Source organism: Pseudomonas sp. KNUC1026 (genome assembly GCF_021650705.1).
Classification (GTDB): domain Bacteria; phylum Pseudomonadota; class Gammaproteobacteria; order Pseudomonadales; family Pseudomonadaceae; genus Aquipseudomonas.
In genome coordinates this window covers 2,808,161-2,821,521 of the sequence record NZ_CP087138.1, presented here as the reverse complement: position 1 = coordinate 2,821,521, position 13,361 = coordinate 2,808,161, and the positions used below count along the sequence as shown (strand labels likewise).

At 64.0% G+C, this 13,361-nt stretch carries 13 protein-coding genes and 1 pseudogene; 9 read left to right on the top strand and 5 right to left on the bottom strand.

The features are described from left to right. Positions 1-4: 4 nt before the first annotated feature. From fliN to flhB, 6 genes and pseudogenes are all read left to right on the top strand, one after another. Entirely contained in the window at positions 5-463 is a 459-nt protein-coding gene (fliN, locus tag LN139_RS13120; RefSeq protein WP_236354129.1) for a flagellar motor switch protein FliN, read from the top strand. Further along, positions 463-912: a flagellar biosynthetic protein FliO gene (gene fliO / locus LN139_RS13115; protein ID WP_236354128.1), complete on the top strand. Its 450-nt coding sequence runs from the start codon at positions 463-465 to the stop codon at positions 910-912. The genes fliN and fliO overlap by 1 nt, the downstream gene beginning before the upstream one ends. Further along, positions 912-1,664, top strand: coding sequence for a flagellar type III secretion system pore protein FliP (gene fliP / locus LN139_RS13110; protein ID WP_236354126.1), 753 nt, complete (start codon positions 912-914; stop codon positions 1,662-1,664). The genes fliO and fliP overlap by 1 nt, the downstream gene beginning before the upstream one ends. 12 nt (positions 1,665-1,676) lie before the next feature. Further along, a complete protein-coding gene (gene fliQ, locus LN139_RS13105) occupies positions 1,677-1,946 on the top strand; it encodes a flagellar biosynthesis protein FliQ (protein ID WP_236354123.1) in 270 nt (89 codons plus the stop codon). Between the two features lies 1 nt (position 1,947). Continuing rightward, a complete protein-coding gene (gene fliR / locus LN139_RS13100) occupies positions 1,948-2,724 on the top strand; it encodes a flagellar biosynthetic protein FliR (RefSeq protein ID WP_268944743.1) in 777 nt (258 codons plus the stop codon). Positions 2,725-2,728: 4 nt separating this feature from the next. Further along, positions 2,729-3,890 (top strand): annotated as a pseudogene (gene flhB, locus LN139_RS13095) (flagellar biosynthesis protein FlhB). A 170-nt stretch (positions 3,891-4,060) separates the two neighbouring features. On the opposite strand, the gene LN139_RS13090 reads toward flhB, so the two are convergent. The 3 genes from LN139_RS13090 to LN139_RS13080 all read right to left on the bottom strand — a co-directional run bounded on the left by LN139_RS13090 (position 4,061) and on the right by LN139_RS13080 (position 7,099). After that, positions 4,061-4,912 (bottom strand): pirin family protein, encoded by an 852-nt coding sequence (locus tag LN139_RS13090; RefSeq protein ID WP_236354122.1) that lies wholly within the window; start codon positions 4,910-4,912, stop codon positions 4,061-4,063. 107 nt (positions 4,913-5,019) lie between these two features. Continuing rightward, the gene (locus LN139_RS13085) at positions 5,020-5,808 is read right to left on the bottom strand and encodes an MlaA family lipoprotein (RefSeq protein ID WP_236354120.1); all 789 of its coding nucleotides are present in this window, start codon (positions 5,806-5,808) and stop codon (positions 5,020-5,022) included. After that, positions 5,801-7,099, bottom strand: a complete 1,299-nt coding sequence (locus LN139_RS13080) for a serine/threonine protein kinase (RefSeq protein ID WP_236354116.1) — start codon at positions 7,097-7,099, stop codon at positions 5,801-5,803. Before LN139_RS13080 ends, LN139_RS13085 begins: the two co-directional genes overlap by 8 nt. Positions 7,100-7,533: 434 nt before the next feature. On the opposite strand from LN139_RS13080, the gene LN139_RS13075 reads away from it, so the two are divergent. Further along, positions 7,534-8,394, top strand: coding sequence for a glycine betaine ABC transporter substrate-binding protein (locus tag LN139_RS13075; RefSeq protein ID WP_236354111.1), 861 nt, complete (start codon positions 7,534-7,536; stop codon positions 8,392-8,394). A 94-nt stretch (positions 8,395-8,488) separates the two neighbouring features. On the opposite strand, the gene LN139_RS13070 is transcribed toward LN139_RS13075, so the two are convergent. Next, entirely contained in the window at positions 8,489-9,037 is a 549-nt protein-coding gene (locus LN139_RS13070; RefSeq protein WP_236354110.1) for a TetR/AcrR family transcriptional regulator, read from the bottom strand. Positions 9,038-9,144: 107 nt separating this feature from the next. Here LN139_RS13070 and LN139_RS13065 point away from each other — a divergent pair, with 107 nt between their 5' ends. Together LN139_RS13065 and LN139_RS13060 are read left to right on the top strand one after the other, a co-directional pair. Continuing rightward, the gene (locus tag LN139_RS13065) at positions 9,145-10,299 is read left to right on the top strand and encodes an MFS transporter (protein WP_236360391.1); all 1,155 of its coding nucleotides are present in this window, start codon (positions 9,145-9,147) and stop codon (positions 10,297-10,299) included. An 11-nt stretch (positions 10,300-10,310) separates the two neighbouring features. Further along, a complete protein-coding gene (locus tag LN139_RS13060) occupies positions 10,311-12,179 on the top strand; it encodes an MFS transporter (RefSeq protein WP_236354108.1) in 1,869 nt (622 codons plus the stop codon). Here LN139_RS13060 and LN139_RS13055 read toward each other — a convergent pair. Continuing rightward, the gene (locus tag LN139_RS13055) at positions 12,176-13,213 is read right to left on the bottom strand and encodes a LacI family DNA-binding transcriptional regulator (protein ID WP_236354106.1); all 1,038 of its coding nucleotides are present in this window, start codon (positions 13,211-13,213) and stop codon (positions 12,176-12,178) included. The two genes, LN139_RS13060 and LN139_RS13055, sit on opposite strands and share 4 nt — an antisense overlap. Between the last annotated feature and the right edge of the window lie 148 nt (positions 13,214-13,361).

Below are 13,361 nucleotides of genomic sequence, written 5' to 3'. Positions count from 1 at the left end.
TCAGATGGCTGACGAAAAAGACAACGTATCTGCCGACGACCAGGCACTGGCCGACGAGTGGGCCGCAGCGCTCAACGAGGCAGGCGAGGGCGGGCAGAGCGATATCGATGCACTGCTGGCCGCTGACGAGCCCAAGGGCACGCGCCTTCCGATGGAAGAGTTCGGCACCCCGGCCAAGCCCATGGACATCGCCGGGCTCGAGGGCCCGAATCTCGATGTGATTCTGGACATCCCGGTGATGATCTCCATGGAAGTGGGCAGCACCGAGATCAACATCCGCAACCTGTTGCAGCTCAACCAGGGTTCGGTGATCGAGCTCGACCGCCTGGCCGGCGAGCCGCTGGATGTATTGGTCAACGGCACGCTGGTGGCCCACGGTGAAGTGGTGGTGGTGAACGAAAAGTTCGGCATCCGCCTCACCGACGTGATCAGCCCCACCGAACGCATCAAGAAGCTGCGCTGATGGCTCGCCTGCTGATGGCGCTGCTCGCGCTGCCGCTGACCGCGCTGGCGGCCGAACCTGCTGCTGCGCCGGCGGCGGCCGCCGCGCCCTCGCTGCTGGGGGGCGCAGGTGGCCAGTTGGCGCAGACGGTGCTGGGCCTGCTGGTGGTGATGGCGGTGATCTTCGGCCTGACCTGGCTGTTACGCCGTTCCCAGGGCACCCACGTGCGCGGCGGGCGTCAGCAGGTCATCGAGCTGGTGGGTTCGCGCGCGCTCGGCCCGCGTGAGCGGCTGCTGCTGGTACAGGTGGGGCAGGAGCAGATTCTGCTGGGCCTGACCCCGGGGCGCATCACGCCGCTGCACGTGCTCAAGCAACCGGTGGCGCTGCCCGAAAAAGGTGAGGCGGCAACGCCCGAGTTCGCCCAGCGGCTGATGGAACTGCTCGGCAAGGATCAAAAGGACAAGCACTGATGGGCGCGCTGCGCATTGCGTTGTTTCTGGCGCTGGCGATGGCCGCGCCGCTGGCGATGGCGGCCGACCCGCTGCAGTTGCCGGCGATCACCATGACCACTGGGGCCAACGGCCAGCAGGAGTATTCGGTCAGCCTGCAGATCCTGATGATCATGACGGCGCTGAGCTTCATTCCGGCGTTCGTGCTGCTGATGACCTGCTTCACCCGCATCATCATCGTGTTCTCCATCGTCCGCCAGGCCCTGGGCCTGCAGCAGACGCCGTCGAACCAGTTGCTCACCGGCATGGCGCTGTTCCTGACCATGTTCATCATGGCCCCAGTCTTCGACCGCGTTAACACCGAGGCGCTGCAGCCTTACCTGGCCAACCAGCTGAGTTCGACCGAAGCGCTGGCCAAGGCCGAGGTGCCGGTCAAGACCTTCATGCTCACCCAGACCCGCCAGAGCGACCTGGACCTGTTCGTGCGCCTGTCCAAGCGCACCGACATCCCCAGCGCCGACCAGACACCGCTGCTCACCGTGGTGCCGGCCTACGTCACGTCGGAGCTGAAGACGGCCCTGCAGATCGGCTTCATGATCTTCATTCCGTTTTTGATCATCGACCTGGTGATCGCCAGCGTGCTGCAGGCCATGGGCATGATGATGCTCTCGCCGCAGATCATTTCATTGCCGTTCAAGATCATGCTGTTCGTGCTGGTCGATGGCTGGGCGCTGATCATCGGTACCCTGGCCAGCAGCTTCGGCGGCGTTTAGCGGAGTAAGCCCATGACACCTGAAGTGGCAACCGACATCTTTCGCAGCGCCCTGTGGCTGACCACGCTGATGGTGGCGATCATGGTGCTGCCGTCGCTGCTGGTGGGCCTGACCGTGGCGATCTTCCAGGCCGCCACGCAGATCAACGAGCAGACGCTGAGCTTTCTGCCGCGCATGATCGTGATGCTGGTGACCCTGATCGTGATGGGGCCGTGGATGGTTCGGGAGTTCATGGACTACATCCTGGAGCTCTACCACAGCATTCCGCAGTTGATCGGCTGACGTGCTGGAACTCACCGACGTTCAGATCGGCTCGTGGGTGGCCAGTTTCGTGCTGCCGATGTTCCGGGTAGCCGCCTTGCTCACGGCCATGCCGCTGTTCGGCAGCACCATGATCCCGCGGCGTATTCGCCTGTATTTCTCCTTTGCCGTCACCGTTGTGATCGCCCCGGCGCTGCCGCCGATGCCTGCGGTCAACGCGCTGGACCTGCATGCGTTGCTGCTGTGCGCCGAGCAGATCGTGATCGGCGCGCTGATGGGGCTGGCCATCCATATGCTGTTCCAGGTGTTCGTGATCGCCGGGCAGATGGTAGCCACGCAAATGGGCATGTCGTTCGCCTCGATGATCGACCCGGTCAACGGGGTGAACGTGGCAACCCTCAGCCAGTTCTTCAACATGCTGGTGGCGCTGCTGTTCCTGTCCATGAACGGCCATCTGGTGGTGTTCGAAGTGCTGGTGGAAAGCTTCACCACCTTGCCGGTGGGCGACGGGTTGATGACCGGGCAATTCTGGGACCTGGCCAACCGCCTGAGCTGGGTGTTGGGGTCCGCCGTGTTGCTGGTGTTGCCGGCCATCACGTCGCTGCTGGTGGTGAACATTGCGCTGGGCGTGATGACGCGCGCGGCACCGCAGCTCAATATCTTTTCGGTCGGGATGCCCATCACCATCGTGGCGGGCATGGTCATTCTCTGGATCAGCATGGCTGATCTGCTCAACCAGTATCAGGTGCTGGCCACTGACGCTCTGCAGTGGCTGCGCGATCTGATCCGCGCGAGGTAACGGCATGTCCGAAGGCGAGAGTGACGAGGACAAGACAGAAGACCCCACGGAGAAGCACAAGCGAGAGGCCCGAGAACAGGGCCAGATTCCGCGCTCCAAGGACCTGAACACCTTCATCGTCATGATGGCGGGTGTGTGTGCGCTGCTGATGTTCGGCGGAGGGGTCGCGAGCATGATGATGGATGTGATGAAGCACAGCCTGAGCCTGCCGCGCGAGGCCATCATGGACACCAGCCAGATGGGTATCTACGCCCTCAGCGCGGCGCGTGATGCCGTGAAGGCCACGGGGCCATTGATGGTCATTCTGTTGTTGGCGGCGCTTATCGGCCCGATCGGCCTGGGCGGTTGGCTGTTCTCCACCAAATCCATGGCGCCCAAGTTCAGCCGGATGAACCCGTTGTCGGGCCTGAAGCGGATGTTCACCATCAACTCCACCATCGAACTGGTCAAATCCCTGGCCAAGTTCGGCGTGACGCTGGCGGTGGCGCTGCATGTGTTGCAGAAAGATCGTAACGATCTGCTGGCCATCGCTCATGAGCCGCTGGAGCGGGCGATGCTGCACAGCATTCAGGTGATCGGCTGGAGCGCGTTCTACATGACGCTGGGGTTGCTGATCATCGTGGCGGTGGACGTGCCCTTGCAGATCTACCAGGGCCGCAAGAAGCTGATGATGAGCAAGCAGGAGATCAAGGACGAGTACAAGGCCACCGAAGGCAAGCCCGAGGTGAAGGGCCGCATTCGGCAGATGCAGCGTGAAGTGGCGCAGCGGCGAATGATGGCCAACGTGCCCAATGCCGATGTCGTGATCACCAACCCGACCCACTTCGCCGTGGCGCTCAAGTACGACGCCGAGCAGGGCAGTGCGCCGGTGCTGCTGGCCAAGGGCACGGACATGAGCGCGCTGAAGATTCGCGAGATCGCCAACGAGCATCGCATCCAGGTGATGGAGTCGCCGGAGCTGGCGCGGGCGATCTACTACTCCACCGAGGCCGATCAGCAGATTCCGGCGGGCTTGTACCTGGCGGTGGCGCAGGTATTGGCGTACGTCTATCAGATCCGCCAGTACCGCGCGGGGCAGGGCAAACGGCCGGAGCCGCCCGAAAAGTGTGCCGGTGCCGGATGATCTGAAGCGGGACGAGGCGGGCAAGCCCGAGGGTGGTGAGTAGCTGAGCTGGTGCGTTGCACGTCGCCGTTGCACATCGCCGTTGCACATCGCCCGGCAAGCCGGCCTCCCACTGTGGTTTGTGGGGCAGTTCAGAAGTTGAGTGGCGCAGATCAAGAAGTGGGAGGGCGGCTTGCCGCGCGACGTGCAACGGCGACGTGCAACGGCGATATTTCAATCAGTCAGCACCCCAGCCCGAAAATCACTCACCGCCTGCTCGATCTCGGCAGCGCTGTTCATCACGAACGGCCCGTACTGCACGATCGGCTCGTTCAACGGCTTGCCCGCGATCAGCAACACCCTGGCGCCGGCGGTACTGCTCAAACGCACCTCACCGGCCTCGCTCAACCGCAGCAACTGGCCTTTGTGCACCGCATCGCCAAAGCCTTCGAGCAGCAGCTCACCCTCGTACACATACAGCAACACCCGGTGCCCATCAGCCACTTCAGGTGCAGCCTGGCCCCCAGCCGGCAGGTGCAGGTCGTAATACTGCGGCTCGGTATCGGGCCGCTGCACGGCGCCGTCTACCGACTGCCCGGCGGCCTTGAGCGTACCTGCGATCACCACTGCTTCTACACCGCCGGGCAATTGCACGCGGGGAATCTCTGCCGGTGGGATGTCCCGGTACCCCGCAGGCCCCAGCTTGGCCTTGCCCGGCAGGTTCAGCCACAGCTGAAAGCCACGCATCAAGCCTTCTTCCTGCTCGGGCATCTCGCTGTGAATCACCCCGCGTGCGGCGGTCATCCACTGCACGCCGCCGCTGGCCAGCAGGCCAACGTTGCCCATGTGGTCTTCATGGCGCATGCGGCCTTCGAGCATGTAGGTCACGGTTTCGAAACCCCGGTGCGGGTGGGGCGGGAAGCCGGCGATGTATTCGTCGGGGTTTTCCGAACCGAACTCATCGAGCATCAGGAAGGGGTCGAAACGCTCGGGGCCAGGGCCGCCGATCACGCGGGTGAGGCGCACGCCGGCACCGTCAGAGGTGGCGTGGCCAGTGTGGACGTCCAGAACACGGCGCATGGGCATGAAAAAACTCCGGTCAACAAGGCAATGGCGCCATGCTAAACCGGAGTTTTGCCCGGATGGGTGAGTAATTCGCCAGGCACCCATCGAATGGCTCGATGGGTACGCGGTTACTCGGCGATCTGGAGTTTGCGCGACTCGGTGTAGACGTAGCGCACTTTTTCGTACTCGAACGGTGAGTTCAGCTGGCCATAACGGAAGCTGTTGACGTAGCGCTTGTCGACTACCCGCAGCGCGTAGATTTCCGGATGGCGGCTGCTTTCCTGGCTCACGTTGAGGAAGTTGACCGCAGACTCGACACTGAAGTCAGCCACAAGGCCCGTGGTGTCACGCAGGTTCGATGGGCCGAGGAAGGGCAGTACCAGGTAAGGCCCGGAGTGCACGCCGTAGAAGCCCAGGGTCTGGCCGAAGTCTTCGGTCTGCTTGGGCAGGCCCAGCTTGGTCGCAGGGTCCCAGAGGCCGGCGATGCCCACGGTGGTATTCAGCGCCAGGCGGCCAGCCACCTGCAACGAACGCTTGCCTTTGAACTGCAGCGCCGAGTTGAACAGGTTGCTGATGTCGCCCAGGTTGCCGAAGAAGTTGCTCACCCCGCTGCGCACGAAGCGCGGAGTGATGAACTCGTAACCGTGCACCACCGGCAGGAACACCCACTCATCGAAGCGGTAGTTGAAGTGGTACACCCGGCGGTTCCACGACTCCAGCGGGTCATAGACTTCAAGGGCGCTCAGGGTCGAGCGCTCGAATTCGCGCTGGTCGAGCCCCGGGTTGAAGGTCAGTTGCTTGAGCGGTTCCTTGAAACCGTCCGCATCCGGCGCGGTGGCAGGTGCGGGTGCAGGTTGCGCGGCCTGGACCGCGCCGGCGAACAGCAGGCTGGCGAGCAGGAGGAATTTCTTAGCCACGGAACCACTCCAGCATGGCGTCGGCGTTGACGCGGTAATTGAGGTTGCCGCAATGGCCACCGTAGGGGTAAACAGTCAGGCGATCGCCGAAGGTCTTGCGCAGGAAGCCCAGGTCGCCAGGGCCGAGGATCACGTCGTCGGCGTTGTGCATCACAGCAATCTTGCTGGAGCTGTGCAGGTAATCCTTGAGCGCATAGAGGCTGGCTTGGTCGATCAGTTGCAGCACGCTGCCACCGTCGGTGCGGGCGCGCCACATCGGGATCACCTGCTCGGTCATGTAGCAGTCGAAATCGCACTGCATCGCCCGGCGCATGAACGGCGTGAGGCTGGTGCCTTCACGGATCGGGTAGTCGATCGGGGTGATCAGGCCACGGCGGTTGATCAGGTCGGAGGTGAAGGCGATGTCGGCTGCCGAGAAGCGGAACGACACACCGATCAGCATGGCCATCTGCTCGTTGGACAGATGCTGCTTGGACTGCTGGAAGTCGTACAGCAGCGCCTCGTTCAGGTCGATGTAACCGCGCTGCTGGAAGTAGCGGGTGAGCTTGCTCAGCACCAGTTCATAGAACGTGGTGGAGTTGTTGATGCCCTTGACCTGGGTTTGCACCAGCTTGTCGAGGTTGTTGATCGAGGTATAGAGGTTCACCGGCGGGTTGAGCAGCAGCACCTTCTTGAAGTTGAAGCTGCGGCGGGTCTCGTCGAGCTTGCTGACGAAAGCAGCATCGAGCGCGCCGAGGCTGTAGCCGGAAAGGTAGAAGTCGGTGACCGGGAGCTTCGGATGCTGCGCGCGCACGGCCTGCATCACCCGGTAAAGGTCTTCGGCGTCTTCGCTGGTGACGCCCGGAGTGGCGAAGCGCGAGGCGGCACTGATGAAGTCGAAGCTGGTGGGCGAGGACAGCTGCACCACGTGGTAGCCAGCCTGCCAGAACAGTTTTTTCAGGTACTCGTTGATGGCGCTGTTGTAGGCGGCGCCAGTACCTGCGATCAGGAACACCAGGGGCGCGGCGTGCTTCTGCTCGGCCAGGCGATAGTGCAGCTTTTTAACCGCCCAGAAGTTGTCCGGCAGAATGAACTCGCGCTCGGGGCGCATCGTCAGCGTGTAGTCGGCCTGGTTGATGTCTTCGTCCAGCGGCAGCTTGGGGCGCAAGTCCGGTGGGGTGGTGGCGATGGTCGCCTCGAAGGGGTTGGTCAGCGGAAAGCCGTAAGTGCCCGGGTCGATGTCCCGGGCCTGGGCGAACGCACTCACAAAAAGCCCACCCAGAAGGGCGGCCAAGCGCAAGGATCGAAGCATGAATGAAGTTCCTGAGGCCAATGCAGCTGACTAGACAACGCCTCTAGTGGCAAGTTGCCCACTCCCTTGACGAAATTTTTACGCGCGCCGTGGGTTGCGGCACGAACGATACACCGAATCGAACCCGGGCAAGTAGCGCCACGTTTGGCTTTTGCAGCCCAACGGACGACCGGAGTGTCTCGAAACGGTGCGCGGCGCTCTGGAACCTGCCCTGGCATGCGCCGCTGCGGTGCGAGCGTCGTTTTCGGCGCACAGAGGTGTCGCGAGAAGGGCTTGCCATGTCGCCACGGGGTGCCTGGGGGTCGCCCATGGAGCAGGGCAACCGGCCCCATGAGCTGATCATTTTCACGTCAGCCACGCTGACCCGAGGACAACCAAGAAAACATAACCATTCACTCGGCCTCGGCCGGGCAAGCCTTTTCGGGGAGTCAAGCATGAAGTTGAAACGCATTCTGGGTGCAAGCGCCTTGGTCGTGGCCATGAGCGCCTCGCTCGCACAGGCCAAGGACACGCTCAGCATCGGCTACGTCGACGGCTGGTCCGACAGCGTGGCCACCACCTTCGTCGCCGCCGAAATCATCAAGCAGAAGCTCGGCTATGACGTCAAACCCACCGCCCTGGGCGCCGGGATCATGTGGCAAGGGGTCGCTACCGGCAAGCTCGACATGATGCTCTCGGCCTGGCTGCCAGGTACTCACGGCGAGTACATCAAGAAGTACGGCGATGATGTGGTGGACTACGGCGCCAACTTCAACGACGCCAAGATCGGCCTGATCGTGCCTGACTACGTCAAGGCCAAGACCATCGACGACCTCAAGACCGACAAGGACTTCGGCACCAAGATCACCGGCATCGATGCAGGCGCCGGCGTAATGACCAAGACCGAACAGGCCATCAAGGACTACGACCTCAAGGGCTTCACCCTGGTTGCCAGCTCCGGCGCCGGCATGACCTCGCAACTGGACCGCGCGGTGTCGCGCAAGCAGGAAATCGCCGTGACCGGCTGGGTGCCGCACTGGATGTTCGCCAAGTACACCGGCGAGAACAAACTGCGCTTCCTGGATGACCCGAAAAACGTCTACGGCGGTGCCGAGCACGTCGACAGCATCGGCAGCAAGGACCTGGAGAAAAAAGCACCTGACGTAGCGGCTTTCCTGAAAAAATTCCAGTGGAAAGATGCCAACGAAATCGGCTCGGTGATGCTGGAAATCCAGAACGGTGCCAAGCCTGAAGAAGCGGCCAAGAAGTGGGTGGCCGCCAACCCTGATCGCGTGAGCGAGTGGGCTGGCAAGTGAGTTGAAGATCGGCAAGCCGCGCTCCTATGAGTAGCCTATCGGCAGGAGCGCGGCTGCGCCGCGCGACGCGCAGGTCTCAACCACTGCCCGGCGTTCAGCCAAAAAGCAGCGCGTGCTCGACCCACTGGGCTTGCCGCGCTGCATCGGGCATCACCTCGCTGAACATCACCCGGTACACCGTCGGCGCCGCCAGGCGATCGAGCAAGGTGTCGGCACAGGGTGATACCTCCCCACGTGCCTCGGCGCGTTCCACGATCTGCTGAAACTGCCCGCGCAACACACCGGAGCACTGGCAGGCCGTGCCGCTTGCGACAAAATCTCGAATCATTGCCCGCCCGGGCTCGGACCCCAACTCATCCACGTATTGCTCCACCCACGCCAGCAGGTCGCCACGCAGGCTGCCGGTGTCGGCAGGTGGCGCGTCCGGGCGCAGCCGTTCGAGGCTGGCATCGGCCAACAGGCTGGGCAAATCGCCCCAGCGCCGATAGAGCGTGGACGGGGTTACGCCCGCGCGCGCGGCGATCATCGGCAACGTCAGGGCCTCACGGGAGTGTTCGGTGAGCAGCTCACGCACCGCCGAGTGCACAGATTGCTGCACCCGGGCGCTGCGACCGCCACTGCGGATAGGTTCTCGAATAGCCATGGAAATACCTTAACACAAAAAAATTGCGTTAAGCGGGCAAGGCGCGCACACTCCTTAAGGCTAATTAATTGCTTTAACGGAGGTGCGCGGTGTCTTCTCGCCTGTCCATGGCCTATCTGAGTGCTGTGTTGTTGTGCTTTCTGGCGGCGTCCAGTGCGCCCACGCCGCTGTACCCGCTTTACCAGCAAGCCTGGGGCTTTTCACCCGCCGTGCTGACGCTGGTGTTCGCGGTGTATGCCTTCAGCTTGCTGCTGGCATTGCTCACGGTCGGCAAGCTGTCGGACCACCTGGGCCGGCGCCTGGTGATCGCAATCGCCTTGTCGTTGGAGCTGGTGGCCATGGCGGTGTTCATCGAGGCGCCGAATGTGCTCTGGTTGATGACCGCGCGCGTGCTGCAGGGTTTTGCCACCGGCATGGCTACCAGCGTGCTGGGCGCGGCGCTGATCGATCGTGACAGCGTTGCCGGGCCGCTGCTCAACAGCCTGACGCCCATGTTCGGCATGGCCGCCGGTGCGTTGGGCTGCAGCCTGCTGGTGGAGTACGGCCCCTGGCCGCTGCGGCTGGTGTATGGGGTATTGGCTGCGGCGTTTCTGGCACAGGTGCTGTTGCTGACCTGGCTGCCTGAAAGCGTCAGCCGCGCAGCGGGCGCCTGGGCCTCACTGAAACCGGCGATTCAGGTGCCCGTTCAGGCGCGCGCTGCGTTATGGCGAGCCCTGCCGGTGGACGTGGCGTGTTGGGCGCTGGGTGGGTTTTTCCTGTCGCTCGCGCCGCTGCTGGTGCGCAGCACTACGGGGCTGAGCAGCCCTTTGTTACCGGGCGCTTTGGTCGCCACGCTCACCCTTGCTGGCGCGGCGGCTATCTATAGCCTGCGCGGCCAGCCCGCAACCAAAGTGCTGCGCCTGGGCACCGGCTTGCTTGCCGGTGGCCTGGTGCTGTTGCTGCTGGCGGTGCACAGCGGCGTGGCCGGGTTGTTTTTTCTTGCCACCCTGGTGGCCGGCGCAGGCTTCGGCTCGGGGTTCCTCGGCGCGGTGCGCAGTGTGATGCCCCTGGCCCATGCGCATGAGCGGGCAGCCTTGATGGCAGCGTTCTATGTGCTCAGTTACCTGGCCTTTTGCGTCCCCGCCCTGGTGGCCGGGCTGCTGGTAAAAGCGCTCGGGCTGGTGGCGACGGCCGACGCGTATGCCACAACTTTGCTGTTGCTGTGTATCCTCTCCGGGCTTGCGATGTGGCGAGTGCCGCAGGACGCACGCACTAACGCTTAGAAGGCCCCTACATGAGTGCACAAACCGGCCTGCTGCGCACGCGCAGGTTCTTGCCCTTTTTCGTGACCCAGTCGTTGGGCGCATTCAACGACAACCTGTTCAAGCAGTCGCTGATCCTGGCGATCCTCTACAAGCTGGCGCTGGAGGGTGACCGCACGGTGTGGGTCAACCTCTGCGCCATGCTGTTCATTCTGCCGTTCTTTCTGTTCTCGGCACTGGCGGGCCAGATAGGTGAAAAGTTCGCCAAGCACCGGCTGATCCACGCCATCAAGCTGGCCGAAATCGCCATCATGGCCACCGGTGCCTGCGGCTTCGTGCTGGGCCACCTCAGCCTGATGCTGGTGGCGCTGTTCGCCATGGGCATGCACTCGGCGGTGTTCGGCCCGGTGAAGTATTCGATCCTGCCGCAGGCCCTGCGCCCCAGTGAGTTGATCGGTGGCAACGGCCTGGTGGAGATGGGCACGTTCCTGGCGATCCTGGCCGGCACCATCGGCGCCGGCGTGCTGGTCAGCGGCGAGCATTACGCCTGGGCGGTGTCGGCCGGCATCGTCGGGGTAGCGGTGGCCGGTTACGCCGCCAGCCGCTTTATCCCGCCCGCGCCGGCAAGCTCGCCTGAGCTGGTACTGGACTGGAACATTCCTCGGCAAACCTGGCTCACCCTCAAGCTTGGCTTCCACCAGACCGAAGCCGTGTCACGCTCGATCCTGGGCAACTCCTGGTTCTGGTTCGTCGGTGCCATCTACCTTACGCAGATCCCGGGCTACGCCAAAGACTGGCTGCACGGCGATGAAACCGTGGTCACGCTGATTCTCACCGTGTTCTCGGTCGGCATCGCGCTTGGCTCACTGCTGTGCGAGCGGCTTTCCGGGAGCAAGGTTGAGATCGGCCTGGTGCCCTTCGGCTCGTTTGGCGTCACCCTGTTCGGCCTGGCCTGGTGGCTCGCTTCCGGCCACGTGCCTGAGCCAGCAACGCCCTACAGCTGGCTGCAGGTGCTGGCCCATGGTTCGGCCTGGTGGGTGCTGGCGAGCATTCTCGGGCTCGGGGTGTTCGGCGGTTTCTACATCGTGCCGCTGTACGCGCTGATCCAGTCCCGCTCGGCCGAGCATGAGCGGGCGCGGGTGATCGCCGCCAACAACATCCTCAACGCGCTGTTCATGGTGGTGTCGGCGATCGTGGCGATCGTGCTGCTGTCGGTGCTCAAGCTGTCGATCCCGCACCTGTTCCTGGTGGTGTCGCTGCTCAACATCGCCATCAACCTGTACATCTTCAGCATCGTGCCGGAGTTCACCGCGCGCTTTCTCATCTGGCTGCTCAGCCATTCGATGTATCGCGTCAGCCACCGGGGGCTTGAGAACATTCCTGACGAAGGCGCGGCGCTGCTGGTGTGCAACCACGTCTCCTTCGTCGACGCACTGCTGCTGGCCGGTGCCATCCGCCGGCCGATCCGCTTCGTGATGTATTACCGGATCTACAACCTGCCAGTGCTGAACTTCGTATTCCGCACGGTGGGCGCGGTGCCTATCGCCGGGCGCAGTGAAGACCTGGCGGTGTACGAAGCGGCGTTCGCACGGATCTCTGCGTATCTGGCAGCCGGTGAGCTGGTGTGCATCTTCCCCGAGGGCAAGCTCAGCGGGGATGGTGAAGTGGATGCCTTCAAGGGCGGCGTGAACACCATTCTCAAGGCCAACCCGGTCCCTGTGATACCGCTGGCGTTGCAGGGCTTGTGGGGCAGTTTCTTCAGCCGAGCGCCGGGCAAGGGGCTGTTCAAGCGCTTCTGGTCGAGGGTCGGGGTGGTCGCCGGTGCGCCGCTCTCCAGCGAAGAGGCGGTGCCACGGGTGATGCGCGAGCGGGTGATGGCGCTGCGCGGCGACCTGCGCTAGGTGCTGGCGCGGTCGATCAGGGTAAAGCCGGTGTCCAGCCGCACCGGCGGCCGGCCGGCATCCTTGCCGTCGAAACGCGCCAGCAGCGCCCTGGCCACTTCCTCGCCGATGCGGCTGCCGTCGACCCGCACGGTCGAGAGCGGCGGGTACACCTGAGCGGCGCTCGAGAGGTCGCCAAAACCCATCACGGCCAGATCCTGCGGCACGCGCAGGCCACGGCTGGCCGCTTCGGCGAGCACGCCTTGGGCGATGGTGTCGGAGCTGCACACCACCACCTTCGGCGGCTGCGCCCGCGCCAGCAGCCGGCGCAAACCCTCGCGCCCGACTTCCAGAGTGGCGGGCGGCGTGATCACTTCCAGAGGCGTGCCCTCGACACCGGCAGCCTGCAGGGCATCCAGCATGGCCTGGCAACGGCGCAGGCCGCGCGGGTCGGCCACGCTGATCACGCCGAAGCGGCTGTAGCCTTTATCCAGCAAGTGCCGGGCAATCGCCTGGCCCACCGCCTCGTGGGAAAACCCCACCAGCATGTCCAGCGGCGCCTCCGACAAGTCCCAGGCCTCCACCAGTGGCACCCCGGCCCGCGCCAGGCGCTGGCGGCTTGCTTCGGTGTGTAGCGTGCCCGTCAGCACGATGCCGTCGGGCCGGCGTGCCAATACTGCTTCGAGCAGCTTCTCTTCGCGCTCGGCCGAGTAGCCGGTCAGGCCCAGCAGGGTCTGGTAGCCTGCCAGGGTCAGGCGGTCCATCAAGGCCTGCACGGTGTCGGCGAAGATCGAGTTGGCGATGGTCGGCAAAAAGATCGCCACCAGCCGGCTGCGGTTGCTGGCCAGGCTGCCGGCCAGCGCGTTGGGCACGTAGCCGGTCTGCGCCACCGCCGCCAGCACCTTCTGCCGCGCGGCCTCGCTCACGATCTCCGGCCGGTGCAGGGCACGCGAAACCGTGATAGGGGAGACACCGGCGACCTTGGCGACGTCGATCAAGGTCGGGGCGGCGTTGGCCGGCCTGGGAGAGGAGGGGGTGCGGGGCTTTCTGGACATGGAGGCGGGCTGCGGCGGGGGAGCGCGCAGCCTAGCAAAAGTGGGGTAAGGGGGATAGGTGGGGTTAGGGGCTCTTAGGCTCTGTACGAAATGCATCCCAGCTCGCCCATGCCGCGTTGAAAACAGGCTCGATCGCGAGCCCGGTCGG

What these genes read in the sequence shown, in the direction of transcription:
- LN139_RS13080 (WP_236354116.1), bottom strand. Translation starts at nt 7,099, where the DNA reads ATGCTTCGATCCTTGCGCTTGGCCGCCCTTCTGGGTGGGCTTTTTGTG.
- fliQ (WP_236354123.1), top strand. Translation starts at nt 1,677, where the DNA reads ATGACACCTGAAGTGGCAACCGACATCTTTCGCAGCGCCCTGTGGCTG.
- LN139_RS13090 (WP_236354122.1), bottom strand. Translation starts at nt 4,912, where the DNA reads ATGCCCATGCGCCGTGTTCTGGACGTCCACACTGGCCACGCCACCTCT.
- fliP (WP_236354126.1), top strand. Translation starts at nt 912, where the DNA reads ATGGGCGCGCTGCGCATTGCGTTGTTTCTGGCGCTGGCGATGGCCGCG.
- LN139_RS13055 (WP_236354106.1), bottom strand. Translation starts at nt 13,213, where the DNA reads ATGTCCAGAAAGCCCCGCACCCCCTCCTCTCCCAGGCCGGCCAACGCC.
- fliO (WP_236354128.1), top strand. Translation starts at nt 463, where the DNA reads ATGGCTCGCCTGCTGATGGCGCTGCTCGCGCTGCCGCTGACCGCGCTG.
- LN139_RS13075 (WP_236354111.1), top strand. Translation starts at nt 7,534, where the DNA reads ATGAAGTTGAAACGCATTCTGGGTGCAAGCGCCTTGGTCGTGGCCATG.
- LN139_RS13070 (WP_236354110.1), bottom strand. Translation starts at nt 9,037, where the DNA reads ATGGCTATTCGAGAACCTATCCGCAGTGGCGGTCGCAGCGCCCGGGTG.
- LN139_RS13065 (WP_236360391.1), top strand. Translation starts at nt 9,145, where the DNA reads ATGGCCTATCTGAGTGCTGTGTTGTTGTGCTTTCTGGCGGCGTCCAGT.
- fliN (WP_236354129.1), top strand. Translation starts at nt 5, where the DNA reads ATGGCTGACGAAAAAGACAACGTATCTGCCGACGACCAGGCACTGGCC.
- LN139_RS13060 (WP_236354108.1), top strand. Translation starts at nt 10,311, where the DNA reads ATGAGTGCACAAACCGGCCTGCTGCGCACGCGCAGGTTCTTGCCCTTT.